16 protein-coding genes are annotated in these 13,627 nt (G+C 60.1%); 4 read left to right on the top strand and 12 right to left on the bottom strand.

Annotation, left to right across the window (positions count from 1 at the left end):
• Positions 1-32: 32 nt before the first annotated feature.
• Positions 33-1,355 (bottom strand): DEAD/DEAH box helicase, encoded by a 1,323-nt coding sequence (locus Q0899_RS04900; protein ID WP_298290826.1) that lies wholly within the window; start codon positions 1,353-1,355, stop codon positions 33-35.
• Positions 1,356-1,635: 280 nt separating this feature from the next.
• On the opposite strand from Q0899_RS04900, the gene Q0899_RS04905 reads away from it, so the two are divergent.
• Positions 1,636-2,043 (top strand): Fur family transcriptional regulator, encoded by a 408-nt coding sequence (locus Q0899_RS04905; protein ID WP_298357377.1) that lies wholly within the window; start codon positions 1,636-1,638, stop codon positions 2,041-2,043.
• Positions 2,044-2,096: 53 nt separating this feature from the next.
• Here Q0899_RS04905 and Q0899_RS04910 read toward each other — a convergent pair whose 3' ends face one another.
• Genes Q0899_RS04910 through eno form a run of 3 tightly spaced genes read right to left on the bottom strand, consistent with a single transcriptional unit; the run spans position 2,097 to position 5,165 of the window.
• Positions 2,097-3,119: a hypothetical protein gene (locus Q0899_RS04910; RefSeq protein ID WP_299191260.1), complete on the bottom strand. Its 1,023-nt coding sequence runs from the start codon at positions 3,117-3,119 to the stop codon at positions 2,097-2,099.
• Between the two features lie 54 nt (positions 3,120-3,173).
• A complete protein-coding gene (locus tag Q0899_RS04915; RefSeq protein WP_299191261.1) occupies positions 3,174-3,875 on the bottom strand; it encodes a DUF2185 domain-containing protein in 702 nt (233 codons plus the stop codon).
• 12 nt (positions 3,876-3,887) lie between these two features.
• Positions 3,888-5,165 carry a phosphopyruvate hydratase gene (gene eno, locus Q0899_RS04920; RefSeq protein ID WP_298290814.1) on the bottom strand — a complete coding sequence of 426 codons (1,278 nt, stop codon included), beginning with the start codon at positions 5,163-5,165 and terminating at the stop codon, positions 3,888-3,890.
• 115 nt (positions 5,166-5,280) lie between these two features.
• Between eno and Q0899_RS04925 the strand changes: the two genes are divergently transcribed.
• Entirely contained in the window at positions 5,281-5,736 is a 456-nt protein-coding gene (locus Q0899_RS04925; protein ID WP_299191262.1) for a cupin domain-containing protein, read from the top strand.
• Here Q0899_RS04925 and Q0899_RS04930 read toward each other — a convergent pair.
• Entirely contained in the window at positions 5,728-6,849 is a 1,122-nt protein-coding gene (locus Q0899_RS04930) for an anhydro-N-acetylmuramic acid kinase (protein ID WP_299195237.1), read from the bottom strand. The genes Q0899_RS04925 and Q0899_RS04930 overlap by 9 nt on opposite strands.
• Positions 6,850-6,956: 107 nt before the next feature.
• Between Q0899_RS04930 and tyrS the strand changes: the two genes are divergently transcribed.
• Entirely contained in the window at positions 6,957-8,207 is a 1,251-nt protein-coding gene (gene tyrS / locus Q0899_RS04935; RefSeq protein ID WP_299191263.1) for a tyrosine--tRNA ligase, read from the top strand.
• A gap of 35 nt (positions 8,208-8,242) precedes the next feature.
• The gene (locus tag Q0899_RS04940; protein ID WP_299191264.1) at positions 8,243-9,073 is read left to right on the top strand and encodes a GNAT family N-acetyltransferase; all 831 of its coding nucleotides are present in this window, start codon (positions 8,243-8,245) and stop codon (positions 9,071-9,073) included.
• On the opposite strand, the gene Q0899_RS04945 is transcribed toward Q0899_RS04940, so the two are convergent.
• From Q0899_RS04945 to Q0899_RS04975, 7 genes are all read right to left on the bottom strand, one after another.
• Entirely contained in the window at positions 9,034-9,951 is a 918-nt protein-coding gene (locus Q0899_RS04945; protein WP_298293269.1) for a DUF3179 domain-containing protein, read from the bottom strand. The two genes, Q0899_RS04940 and Q0899_RS04945, sit on opposite strands and share 40 nt — an antisense overlap.
• Positions 9,952-10,071: 120 nt before the next feature.
• The gene (locus tag Q0899_RS04950) at positions 10,072-10,614 is read right to left on the bottom strand and encodes a peptidylprolyl isomerase (protein WP_298290801.1); all 543 of its coding nucleotides are present in this window, start codon (positions 10,612-10,614) and stop codon (positions 10,072-10,074) included.
• A complete protein-coding gene (locus tag Q0899_RS04955; RefSeq protein WP_298290799.1) occupies positions 10,607-11,113 on the bottom strand; it encodes a peptidylprolyl isomerase in 507 nt (168 codons plus the stop codon). Before Q0899_RS04955 ends, Q0899_RS04950 begins: the two co-directional genes overlap by 8 nt.
• Positions 11,114-11,186: 73 nt before the next feature.
• Positions 11,187-11,678, bottom strand: coding sequence for a pantetheine-phosphate adenylyltransferase (gene coaD / locus Q0899_RS04960; protein ID WP_298290796.1), 492 nt, complete (start codon positions 11,676-11,678; stop codon positions 11,187-11,189).
• Between the two features lie 75 nt (positions 11,679-11,753).
• Positions 11,754-12,182 (bottom strand): GFA family protein, encoded by a 429-nt coding sequence (locus Q0899_RS04965; RefSeq protein ID WP_299191265.1) that lies wholly within the window; start codon positions 12,180-12,182, stop codon positions 11,754-11,756.
• A gap of 1 nt (position 12,183) precedes the next feature.
• Entirely contained in the window at positions 12,184-12,618 is a 435-nt protein-coding gene (locus Q0899_RS04970; RefSeq protein WP_298290790.1) for a CBS domain-containing protein, read from the bottom strand.
• A 70-nt stretch (positions 12,619-12,688) separates the two neighbouring features.
• Complete coding sequence (locus tag Q0899_RS04975) at positions 12,689-13,588, bottom strand: LysR family transcriptional regulator (RefSeq protein ID WP_298357354.1); 900 nt, start codon at positions 13,586-13,588, stop codon at positions 12,689-12,691.
• Between the last annotated feature and the right edge of the window lie 39 nt (positions 13,589-13,627).

Raw genomic sequence — 13,627 nt, forward strand, 5'->3', positions numbered from 1 at the left:
GAAGGGCGTCCCGTTTGGGACGTCCTTTTGGATTACGCTGCCTGCTTTGGCCCCTGCCCGCGACGTCTGCGATTGCGACGACGTTTGGGTGGGCCTGACGGTTTTTCGCCCTGCGGCGCGCCTTGGCTGCGCTGTTTTCCGCCCTTTGGCGCGCCCCGACCGCGGCCTCCGCCACCACGGTTTCCGCCGCCGCCGCGTTTGGGCTTGGCCTCTTCCTCGGACGGGGCCCAACGGCGGCCTCCCGCGACTGGGATTTGCATTTTCAGCACCTTTTCGATGTCCTTCATCTCGGACATCTCGTCGGGCGCGCAGAAGGCGATTGCCTCCCCCTCTTTGCCGGCGCGGGCCGTGCGGCCGATGCGGTGCACATAGTTTTCCGGCACATTGGGCAGGTCGAAATTATAGACAAAAGCCACGTCAGGGATGTCGATACCGCGCGCGGCGACGTCGGTGGCCACCAGAATGCGAATGTCACCGGATTTGAACGCTGCCAGTGACCGGTCGCGCTGGTTTTGCGACTTATTGCCGTGGATCGAACCGGCAGCGAAGCCTTTCTTTTCCAACATCTTTTTCAGCTTCTCGGCGCCATGTTTTGTGCGCGAAAACACCAACGCCAATTCGTCCCGATGCTTATCCAGAAGCTCAACCAATAGATCGTTCTTGGCGGCTTTGGCGACGTAGTGCACCGATTGGGTGATCTTGTCTGCGGTCTTACCCGGACGGGCCACCTGTACCTTGCGGGGGTGGTCGAGATAGGTGGCGGCCAGTTCTTCCATCAGCTTCGGCATCGTTGCCGAAAACAGCAGGGTTTGGCGTTCCTCGGGGATCAGTTTGGCGATCTGGCGCAGCGCGTGGATGAAGCCCATGTCGAGCATCTGATCCGCCTCATCCAGCACCAAATATGTGGATTCCGAGAGGGTTAGCGCCTTTTGTTCAAGCAGGTCGATCAATCGACCCGGCGTCGCAACAAGAATATCGGTGCCGCGCTCCAGCGCCTTGCGCTGGGTGTTCATGGACAGGCCGCCGACAACCATGTTGATCTTCAAATGGCCGCCGCCCTGGAACATTTTCAGGTTGTCCTGGATCTGTTTTGCAAGCTCCCGCGTGGGGGCAAGGATCAACGCGCGGACGGTTTTCGGGTCCGGCTTGGTCCCAATTTTGATCAGGTTGTGAATGATCGGCAGACCGAAGGCCAAGGTCTTGCCGGTGCCGGTCTGGGCAAGGCCCATCACATCGCGGCCGGTCAGGATGATCGGGATCGCTTCTTCCTGGATCGGTGTTGGGTCTACAATATTGTTTTCAGTAAGTTTTTGGCCAAGTTTGGGCGCTACGCCCAAGGCTTCGAATTTATTCAAGACATGTCCTTTCAAGACATGGGAGACCGCCCTTTCGAACAAGGGACGGGTCGCGTTTACAGGGTGCGGAACCTCGTGTTCCGCCGGACCCTTTCGCGTGAAAAATGGGAACGTTTTGCGACGCTATGCTTGAACCCTTAGCAGGTCTCACGCGGCACGTTTGGCGTCGTCTTGTGGGGGATGTGGCGGTTGGGGGGTGGTAAGTCAATGGCTATGTGCGTTTTCGGGTGGTTTAGCACGGAAAACTTGGCTTAAATGGCACCAAAAGCACGGAGGCCCCATGGCGGACACATTGATAGAACGCTCAGCCAAGAAGGGCTTGAGGATGACGGGGCAGCGCGTTGTTATTGCAGGTATTTTGGAAGATGCCCAGGACCATCCGGACGTCGAAGAATTGCACAAACGCGCCGTGGCGCGGGACGCCAGCATCTCGATTGCGACGGTCTATCGCACCGTTAAGCTTTTTGAAGAGGCGGGCCTGCTGGAACGCCTTGAATTCGGCGACGGGCGCGCGCGCTATGAGGATGCGGAGCGGGACCATCACGACCACCTGATCGACATGCAAAGCGGTGAAATCATTGAATTTGTTGACCCCGAGATCGAGGAACTGCAAGAGCGGATCGCCAAACGGTTGGGCTACAAATTGAAGGGCCACCGGCTGGAATTATACGGGGTCAAGGACAGCTAGGGCCGCTTGTGAAGAAAGCGCATAGCCACTTGCGCCGTTAACCTTTGAAGCGGTCACTGCGGCGTGGAGATGATGAAGCTCTCCTTCGCGTCACCGAACCCGTGAAAATTCAAAAACACGAAATCAAGCGCCTCGTTGCCCTCAAGCGTCATCAGGATGCGACCCCCGCCCGACAGGATCAGCATGTCATTGGGGATAGAGAAGCGCAGCGCGTCGTCACCGACGTTGAGCGTATAGTACCCTGTCCCGCGCCAATGCTCCGGCGTGCCGGTCCCGGTGGTGCTGCCCATCGGCGCGCCTCTTTTGCGAATGTAATCCTGCTGGTCAAAATGGGTAAGGCGCAGCTGGTATTTGCCGCCATAAAACGTCTTGAGCCATGACGGCGAGCGTCCCCGATCGGAATGCTCGTATTGCACGTCTAGATCGTCAAACGACGCAACTTTCCAGTCGATGTAGTCCCTGACGGATGTCACGGCCTTCTTCCACACGCCTTCATGTAGAAAGACATGTGTGGTCAGCTTGGCATCATATTCGGGGCGGTCGGGGCCCGCGTCACTGTGGCTAAAGCTTCGATAATACGTGCTTTCGGCGTGCAGGTCCTTGAGGTCCTCAAACGTCAGATCCTTTTCCAGCACCTCATAAGGCGTGAACGGTTTGACGCCATCGGAAGTAACGGTCTGATACCCGTCCAAGCCCGCGAAAACATTGCCAATCGGGAAGGGCCGATTGCCGCTGTCCTTGATGGTGCCAATTCTGTCCCCGGACGCGTTGATGAAGACATTGGTGCCACCCGCCTCATCGCTGTGATGGATGAAATAGGCGACTTGTTGGTCCGGCAGGTAGTAATTTTCGAAATGTCGGCCATAGGTCGCGCCGAGGTTCAGGACGCTGATGGCATCGGTGCCAGCGAGGTCGGCTATCACCGGGAAGTTGGCGGCGACAAAGCCGTCTGGCGGCGGGGTCTTGCGCGGGGCGATATTGAACGAGGGCGCGCCGCTCAGGACCCAGAGCGCGACACCAAAGAGCGCGGCGAGGCCAAGGGCAATGAAGCCGAGGATGTAGAGAGCGGTTTTCAAAATTATGAACCTCCAAGCCTGTTACGGATGCTAACTGACTAGCTTGTCACAGCATCAATGGATGCGTTCGGGCACATACTGGCCTGTAATTGCATCTCGTTCGAAAGCGCTTCCGGCCGGATGATGAAGTAGGTCCACAAACCCATCGTCCCGGTTGAGTACGACACCTATCGCAATCCATGATCGGGTGCGTGCGTCTATCTCAGACTCATCAAGCCCGGTCTGATCCCCGAGAATTCGCCATCCACTATCGACGTGCTCACCTCCAAGTTTTTCGGCTTCTTCGCGGTAGATCAAGCCTATTGGTACATCTTCATAAACGACGCAGTCATCCACTAGACATCGCATGAACCACTTTTGATCGTCACCGGCAAATTTCGCGCGATTCGCATCGTCGTTCCAGATCACATCAATGATGTGGTGCGCCTCAAATTTGATTTCCTGCTGATACCGCAATTGCGGAATGTCTGATGGAATATTGTCCAGCACACCTTCAAAGAAAGCACCGTCACGACCGGTCACGATCAGCCACATTCTTTCGCCAGCCGTGTCGCGCGCCTCTGGAACGGACGTAAATATAAGTTTGACGAGACCACCGGGTTCAATGGCCTCAACCTCTTCGTTTTCCGGAAGGTGAAAAGTGTAAGGGTTTTGCCGCGCCATTGGGCGCGGGTCCAGAATTTCATAGGTGCCGAACCATCTGCGATAAACGTCGAACAGGTGATTAGGAAGCCAACGAACCAAAAGTTCTATCAACTTTTGATCAACCTAAGCCTTCAGGATCGACGTGCCCGCGTAGACAGCGCTTTCGCCCAGCGCCTCGTCGATGCGGATCAGCTGGTTGTATTTGGCCAGCCGGTCGGAGCGCGACAGGGAGCCGGTTTTGATCTGGCCGCAATTGGTGGCGACGGCGAGGTCTGCGATGGTGGCGTCCTCCGTCTCGCCTGAGCGGTGCGACATCACGTTGGTGAAGCCCGCGCGGTGCGCCATGTCGACGGCGCGCAGGGTCTCTGTCAGCGTGCCGATCTGGTTGACCTTCACCAGCATGGAGTTGGCCGATTTGCGAGCGATGCCGTCGGCCAGACGCGCGGGGTTGGTCACGAACAGGTCGTCGCCCACCAGCTGGATCTTGTCGCCAAGTTCCGCCGTCAAAGCGGCCCAGCCGTCCCAGTCATCCTCCCCCATGCCGTCCTCGATGGAGATGATCGGGTAGTCGGCGGCAAGCGCTGCGAGGTATTTGACGTTGTCGTCGGAAGACAGCGTTTTGCCCTCGCCCTTCATCTCGTATTTTCCGTCCCTGTAATATTCGGTCGCGGCGCAATCGAGGGCCAGATAGATGTCTTCGCCCGGCTTGTAGCCCGCTTTTTCGACGGCCTTCAGAATGAAATCGAGCGCCTCGCGGGAGGAGGAGATGTTGGGCGCAAAGCCGCCCTCGTCGCCGATGCCGGTGGAGTAGCCACCTGCGGAGAGCTCTTTTTTCAGCACGTGGAAGACCTCTGCCCCCATGCGGATCGCGTCGCGAATGTTGCCGGCGCTGACCGGCATGATCATGAATTCCTGAATGTCGATCGGGTTGTCGGCGTGTTCGCCGCCATTGATGATGTTCATCATCGGCACGGGCAGAACGCGGGCGGAGGTGCCGCCAACGTAGCGGTAGAGCGGCATGGTGGTGAAATCGGCAGCGGCTTTGGCGGTTGCCAACGAAACACCAAGAATGGCGTTCGCACCGAGGCGGGCCTTGTTGTCGGTGCCATCGAGTTCAATCATCATCTCATCGATGGAGACTTGATCAGTGGCGTCCTCGCCCAGCAGGTTCTCGGCAATCTCGCCGTTGACCGCGGCGACCGCCTCCAGCACGCCCTTGCCCGCGTAGCGCGCTTTGTCGCCGTCGCGCTTCTCATTGGCCTCATAGGCGCCGGTGGACGCGCCCGAGGGCACGGCGGCGCGGCCCATGGTGCCATCTTCAAGGATCACATCGACCTCCACCGTCGGGTTGCCCCGGCTGTCGAGAATTTCGCGGGCGTGAATATCGATGATGGTGCTCATGGGAGGAGATGTCCTTACTGGGAGGTTGCCGTTGGGGCACGGTATAGTCGCGAGGTGTGAGGGGGGCAAGGCGATGGGGCGTTGCGGGCATCGGCTGGCTTGGTAAGGTGCTGGCATGACACCCGATGACCTGATTGCCCGCCTCGCCCTGCAGCCCCACCCCGAAGGCGGCTGGTACCGCCAGACCTGGGCGGCGGACGGCGACGGGCGGCCTGCGGGGACCTGCATCTACTTCTTGCTGAAGCAGGGCGAGCGCTCGCATTGGCACCGGGTGGACGCGAGCGAGATATGGCATTTCTACGCGGGCACCCCGTTGGTGCTGTCAGTGTCAGAGACGGATCAGGGACCCGCTACGGACCATGTGTTGGGACCGAATTTTGCGGCTGGCCAGCGGCCACAGATCGTGGTGCCGGACGGGCGGTGGCAGGCGGCATCCGCGCCTGATGGCTGGGCGCTGGTGGGCTGCACCGTGTCGCCGGGGTTTCAGTTTGAGGGGTTCGAACTGGCGCCGGAAGGCTTCGACATACCGCGCGGGGTCACGTCGAAAGACGTGTTCAAGGGGTTATTCTGAGGGCTTGCTGATCGTCCCGCCGCCGACACTGGCGGCAACGCCGGTGGTGGAGGGGCAGCTGGTGGGCAAGCCGCGCGCGACGCGGACGGCGAGGAAGGCGAAGGCCTGCGCTTCTAGCATGTCACCGTTCAGGCCGGTGATGTCGATGTCTACGACATCAGCATTAATCTCGTTTCGTAGGTATTTCATAAATATGAGGTTTTTACGCCCGCCGCCGGTGACAAAGATGGTCTTTGGCGGCTTAGGCGCATGTTCCAACCCGCGCGCAACGGCAGCGGCAGCGCAGGCGATAAGCGTGGTGGCGGCGTCTTCGTCAGACAGCGATGCGACCATTGCCGACAGGTCCTCGAAGTCGTCGCGATCCAGCGATTTAGGCGGCATTTTATGGAAATAGGGATGCGTCAGGAAGTTCTGCACGATGTCAGCGCTAGGATGCCCGCGTGCCGCACAGTCGCCGTTTTCATCAAAGGGAAGGTTTCTCCGCGCCATCATGAGATCATTCACTGGCGCATTGGCGGGGCCGGTGTCAAACGCCAGAAGCGCGCCGTCGTCATCGGGCTGCGTCTTGGTGGGGTCGACATATGTCAGGTTGCCCACGCCACCAAGGTTGAGGAACGCGACCGGGGCCGTGGCCTCGATATACTTGGCACAAGCGAAGTGAAAGAACGGGGCCAAAGGCGCGCCCTGCCCGCCCAGTTCGACATCCGCGCTGCGAAAGTCCCACACGACCGGGGTTTGTAACAGCTCAGCCATCAGCGCACCGTCGCCCGTTTGGTGCGTTCGTGGCGCGCCTTGCAGCCCGTAAGGATCATGGGCAAGCGTCTGGCCGTGAAATCCGATAAGGCGTGGTTTCGGTGCGGTTTCGCCTTCGCCATTCCGGGCTGAAGTGCCTGCACCTGTGAAGCGCGAGAGCACTGCCGCATGGGCGGTTTCCACCACCTCTTGCGCTGCGGGAACTTGTGCGCCATCCGACCATTGGCCCAAGGCGGCTCGCAGCTGGGCCTGCTCCTTGGGGCTGTAAGGGCGGAAGGCGGTGCCACCGAACTCGGAAATCACTTCCCCATCCGTCAAGATCATCGCGGCATCAACGCCATCGAGCGATGTGCCGGACATGGCCCCCAACGCCCATATCGGTTTGCCAGCCTTTATTGCGATTTTCACTGCTTCCCCTTGCGCGTGCCAATGCGTATACCGTGGCAAAAATACTGGACGGAAAACCCATGGCATACCACCCCAAATCAGACTTCCTGCGCGTGATGATCGAACGCGGCTTTCTGGCCGATTGCACCGATTATCAGGGGCTGGACGAGGCTTTGGTCAAAGGCGTGGTCCCAGCCTATATCGGGTTTGACGCGACGGCGACGTCTTTGCATGTGGGATCACTGATCCAGATCATGATGCTGCGCTGGTTGCAGAAGACCGGCCACAAACCGATCGTTTTGATGGGTGGCGGCACCACCAAAGTGGGTGACCCGTCTTTCCGCGCGGATGAGCGGCCTTTGCTGACCGAGGACCAAATCAACGGCAATATCGAGGGCATCAAACAGGTGTTTTCGCATTACGTGTCCTTTGGCGAGGCCGCGGCTGATGCGATCATGGTCAACAACGCCGAATGGCTGGACGGGCTGAACTATCTTGAGTTTCTGCGCGACGTGGGGCGGCATTTCTCGGTCAACCGGATGCTGTCTTTTGAGAGCGTGAAGTCTCGGCTGGACCGAGAACAATCGTTGAGCTTTTTGGAGTTCAACTACATGATCCTGCAGGCGTATGACTTCATGGAGCTGCACCGCCGCTACGGATGCCTGATGCAAATGGGCGGCTCGGACCAGTGGGGCAACATCGTCAACGGGATCGACCTGACCCGGCGCATTCTGGACGATCAGGTGTTCGGGCTGACTTCGCCGTTGCTGACCACATCTGACGGCAAAAAGATGGGCAAGTCTCAGGACGGCGCGGTGTGGCTGAACGCGGATTTGGTCTCGGCCTACCAATTCTGGCAGTTCTGGCGGAACACCACGGACGCGGATGTGGGGCGTTTCTTGAAGCTGTATACCGAACTGCCGGTTGCGGAGTGCGACCGATTGGGCGCATTGGAAGGGCAAGAGATCAACGACGCCAAAATCGTGTTGGCCAATGAGGTGACGACCCTTTTGCACGGGGCTGAAGCCGCAGCGGCCGCCGAAGCCACGGCGCGCGAAGTGTTCGAAAAGGGCGGCACGGGCGACGAGCTGCCGACTTTGGAATTGTCGGCCAGCGATCTGGGCGACGGCATTTCAGTCGTGCAGTTGATTGTGCGCTCTGGATTGGCGAAATCCGGCAAGGACGCCAAACGGTTGATCGCGGAAGGCGGCGCCAAGCTGAATGACGCGGACCTGACGGATGCGGGGCTGTTCATGACGCCGGCTGAATTGGCCGCACCAATCAAGTTGAGCGCAGGCAAGAAGCGCCACGCTTTGGTCAAGCTGGTTTAACCCCGCCTTAACCATGGATGGAGGAGGCTGCAGCGATGCTGCGGCCCTTGCAACAACACCCCCATTTTGCCGACTGCCTGCGCGCCGGAGGGCGCGAAGTCGTGCAAACAGATGCCGGCGTGATGCTCCTGCGGCGGTTCGGATTGGCGAATGTGGGCTTGGTCTCTCGCGGCTCGGCGGAGATGTTGGAGGCGCAGCCCCCTGCCCGCACGCTGCGGCTGTTCACCCCTGACCATCCGATGGGCACCGAGATGCAGGATCACGGGTTTGCCCGGCTGCGCCCGGCGGTGAAAGTCGCGGAATGGGACATTTCGGGGCCTGATCTGCGGTCCGGCCTGCGCAAAACCTGGCGGCACGCCTTGGACCGCGCGGATGGGCTGAAGCTGGCGCTGACCCATATGCCTGATGCCAGCAACCATTGGCTGCTTATGGCTGAACAGCGGCAGGCCCGGGACAAACGCTACCGCGCGTTGCCGCTTTGGTTGACAAGGGCCTGGGCCACGTTGCACCCCAAGGACAGTTTGTTGATCGAAGCACGCGCCAAAGGCGCGGTAGTCGCGGGCATGGTGTTTTTGCGCCATGGCGAGGTTGCCACCTACCACATTTCCTTCACCACGCCGCTGGGCCGCCAGATGGAGGCGCATCGCGTCATGTTGTGGCGGGCGGCGGCGCATTTTGCGTCGCGCGGCGTGGTGCGGCTGGACCTTGGCACGCTGGACATCGACGCCGCGCCGGGGCTGGCGCGGTTCAAGCTGGGCACGGGCGCGCAGGCGCGCGCGCTGGGCGGCACATGGGTGTCCGTGCCCGGCCTGGCGGCAGTTCGGCGTCAGTTTGTCCGCCAGTTCCCATCCGGAAAGAAGGCCTGAAAGGCGAAGGCGAACATCACATCATGGGGCACGTCGCGCCCTTGCGCGTCGCGCACCCGGATGGTTGACACGGGCTTCCCCTTGGCGATGTTGCCAGTGTCCAGCGCCGAGGCCTGCTGGCCCTCATGGGTCAGTGTCACGCCCGCCTCGGTGATGGATCTCTGGGCGGCGATGCGGGTCATTGGCCACGCGCTGTCGCCGACGCGGACCACGCGTTCCATCGGATCAATGCCATTTGGCGGCAGCTCGCCGGAATAGAGGAACGGCCGGGCGGAGCTGTCATAGTTCACATAAGGGTTGTAGCCGTAGTTGAAATTTCGGCGCGGCGCGTTCAGCACGATGCCGTCGGGGTTGCGGGCTTTGAAGTCGGCCCAGCTTTCCATCCAGCTGGGCAGTTGTTTCAGCTCGGCCCCCGCGTGCTGTCCCACGATCCCCTCGCCTACGGCCTGCTGCCACCACGATTCCGTCTGCCGATCATACATCACCATATCCGAATTGCGCAGATTGCCGGAGACGCCGAATGTGTGCGGCTTGCCGCCCACCCGCGCGTCAAACACCATGGCCGAGTTGCACAGTGGGCAGAACGTAACCGCGACGGGCGTGCCGTTCACCACATCGTTGACGATCTCATGGACCATGAAATATCGGATCGGATAGGCGCGCGGCGGGCCGCCAATTTCCAATGCGATGACGGGTTCCCGGTCTGCGAGGCGGGTCTCGTCAGCGACCTTGATGAATTGCGGATCATCAATTGCCGGGATGCCGTCCTTGCCCGGACCGCCGGAGCGGATCGAATTCAGATCCACGGTGGTTTTGGAAAAATCGGTGTCCGGCCATCCGGATTTCAGCGACTTGCTATACGCCATGGCTGGCAGCATCAGCGCGCATGCCAGGATGCAAAGAAAACGGGCCATGATATGCCTCCCCTGTTGGTCAGCGCATCATGGCCCGAAAATCGGTTCTTGTTCAGCCCCCCTCACGGGAGGTTGATGTGACGACTACTCGGTCACCCGCACAGCTTCCATCACGTCCTGCTGAGCGTTTACGAACGCACCGTTTGCGCCGTCGCCGCGGGTGATGGCGTCAACCACCTCCATGCCCTCGGTGACGCGGCCCACGATGGTGTATTGCCCGTTCAGGAAGCTGCCTTCCTCAAACATGATGAAGAACTGAGAGTTGGCAGAATTGGGCGATTGGCTGCGCGCCATGCCGACAACGCCGCGGTCATAGTTGAGGTCAGAGAACTCGGACGGCAAATCGTCATATTGTGACCCGCCGGTCCCTGCGCGCCGCAGATCGCCGCCCGCTTTGCCGAACTCCACATCGCCGGTCTGCGCCATGAAGCCGTCGATGACGCGGTGGAAGACCACGCCGTCATAGCCGCCCTCGCCCGCGATTGCGGTGATTTGGGTGACATGTTTTGGGGCCACGTCTTCCAGCAGATCAATCTTGATCGTGCCTTTGCCCGCGACGTCGATCTCCAGACCGGAGGCAAACGCCGCCCCGGACATCAGAGCCAGTGCTAGTGCTGCCTTATACATCCGCAGCCACTTTCATGGAGATCATGCGATCAGGGTTCATCGGTGGCTCGCCGCGCGCGATCTTGTCGACATGCTCCATGCCCGAGGTGACGCGGCCATAGACGGTGTATTGGCCGTTCAGGAAGGCGTTGTCAGAGAAGTTGATGAAGAATTGCGAATTGGCCGAGTCAGGGTTGGCAGAGCGTGCCGCGCCGATAGTGCCTCGATCATGTGGCAGCTTGGAGAACTCCGCCGGAACATCTGGATGCTCGGACCCGCCAGTGCCCGCCATGCGGATGTTGAAATCTTTCTCCATATTGCCGTTTGCCACGTCGCCGGTTTGCGCCATGAAGCCTTCGATGACACGGTGGAAGGCCACATTGTCATAAGCGCCCGCACGGGCCAGCGTTTTCATCCGCTCCACATGCTTTGGAGCCACGTCCGGCAGCAGCGCAATTTCGACGGTGCCGTCTTTGAGTTCGATGAGGATGGTGTTTTCGAGGTCTTTTTCGTCGGCCATGTGGCTGCTCCTTCAATAATCGTTGCCGCAACACTTAATGCGGGAACGCAGGAAGGAAAAGCCCAAGGCAAAGTTAGCCAAGCCGTTCTTTTAACTGGGTCGCGACCGCAGGCGAGACAAAGCCCGAAATGTCGCCGCCAAGGCGCGCGATTTCCTTGACCAGCTTGGAGGCAATCGCCTGATGTTGGGCCTCGGCCATCAAAAACACCGTCTCGATGGAATCGTCCATGGCGCGGTTCATGCCGACCATCTGGTATTCATACTCAAAATCCGCGACGGCGCGCAGACCACGGATGATGACGCTGGCGCCAACATCGCGGGCGCAGTGGATCAGAAGGTTGTCAAAGGGGTGCGCCACGATCTCGCAGCCGGTCTGTTCAGACAGGGCGACGCATTCCGCCTCGATCATGGCGACGCGTTCTTCAAGCTCGAACAGCGGCCCCTTGTCCCGATTGATTGCAACACCAATGACCAAACGGTCTACCAGCGAGCAGGCCCGCCGAATGATGTCGGTATGCCCCAGGGTGACGGGGTCAAACGTGCCGGGGTACAATCCTGTGCGCATGGGCGGGCCTCTCAGTTCGTTGACCTACGCAACAGCATTCCGCGCGGGAATTCAAGCGGTTGACGGGGCGTGAGTTCAACTGACGTCGCTGAACATCGCCTCCACCTGAGCTTGGGTCATGTCGTTCGTTTTGTCCGCAAACCCGTAGCCCTTGGGCTTGATGTCGATGAACAATTGCTCCGTCAGCTGCAAATCGCCGTGGTCGTCCAACGTGCCTGAGCCCAAGTGATACACCCCTTGATGCTGCCCTGGTGCCGTCACGCGGTAGAACATATTGGCCCCGCAGGTCTTACAAAACCCACGTTCCGCCCAATCTGAGGAGGTAAAAATCGTCAGATTTTCTTCGCCCTTGAACGTGACAGCGTCGGGCGCCGCGCCCATGCCAAGGAAAACCCCGCCGGACCAGCGGCGACACATCGAACAATGGCAGGCCGACAGATGGGTGGGCTCGCCCGTCACCGTGTAGCTGATCGCCCCGCACAAACATTTTCCGGTCAATCCCATATCAATGCCCCATGATCATGCCCTCAAGGGCATCCTTTTCCATTGCCAGCTCGTTCAGCCGCGATTTGACCACGTCACCGATGGTGATCAGCCCGATCATGTCGCCGTCCTTGACCACCGGCATGTGGCGGAAGCGGCCCTCGGTCATGCGCGACAGCACTTCGTCAGCGGTGTCATCAACCGAACATGTCACCGGGTCCCGGGTCATCATGGCACTGACCGCATCGTCCAAGCAGCCCGGGCCGCGCTTGCCGATTTCGCGCACGATGTCGCGTTCCGACAGGATGCCCATGGCGTGTTTGCCATCCGGCGTCACCACAACCGACCCGATGCGTTTGGTCGATAACAGATTGGCGGCGTCAGACACCGTGGCGTCGGGGGCGATCGTGACGACCCCGCCCTCAGGTTTGGCTTGGAGGATTTGGCTGACGCGCATGGCAGGCCCCTTCGATTGTGAATATGTCATCTAGCTATAGCACAATTCTGCTCGGGTCGGCGGTCCTGCGTCAAGTACGCGCCTCCAGACGCGCGATTTCACGCGGAAGATGCGTCGCAAGTTCCTCCGCAAACCGGGTCAGCCGCGCGATTTTGCGGTCATCGGCGTGGCGCACCAGATAGAAGCTGCGGGTCAGCGACATTTGGTCGGCCAGCACCTTTTGCAGCTCCGGCGCGTTGGGCAGCGCGAAGTCATGGGCGATGACCACACCCGCCCCGCCCCGCGCCCAGTTGATCTGCACCGAGACGGAATTGGACGCGAAATCCACCTTGGGGGAGCCTATCTCCGACAGGTAATCGAGCTCTTTGTCAAAGATCAGATCGGAGATGTAGCCGATGATCTTATGCGCCTTGAGGTCCTGCAGGCTCTGCAGCGGCGGCATGGATCGCAAATAGGACGTGCTGGCCGCGAGGTGCAGCTTGTAGTCGCTGAGCTTTTGCACCGTCAGCCGCCCCGTCGCTGGCGGGGAGACGGTGACAGCCATGTCTGCCTCCCGCTTGGACAGGTTGAAGACGCGCGGCAGCGCTACCAGCTGCACCTCGAGCCCCGGATTGTCGGCGCAGATTTTGGAACAGACTTGCGGCAACAGGTAGTTGGCCGCACCATCAGGGGCTCCGAGCCTGATTTGCCCCGTCAGCGCCCCTGCCCGGTCTGTGACGTCACCGCTGAGGTCTAACATGGCCGTTTCAACCGTGGTTGCCTTGTCCAGCAGCCGCTGTCCCGCAGGGGTCAGCACGTAGCCCTGTGGCGATTTGAGAAACAGCGCCGCGTCGAGGTCGGTTTCCAGCCGCGCGACGCGCCGCCCGACGGTTGCGGGGTCCAGCTTCAGGGTCTTGCCCGCCGCCGAGAGAGTTTCCTCCCGGGCGACCGCCAGAAAGACGCGCAGGTCATCCCATTTTGGATCAGACATACCTATCCTTGCATTTTTGCAAAATGATTTTGGCAAACT

Source organism: uncultured Litoreibacter sp. (genome assembly GCF_947501785.1).
GTDB lineage: Bacteria > Pseudomonadota > Alphaproteobacteria > Rhodobacterales > Rhodobacteraceae > Litoreibacter.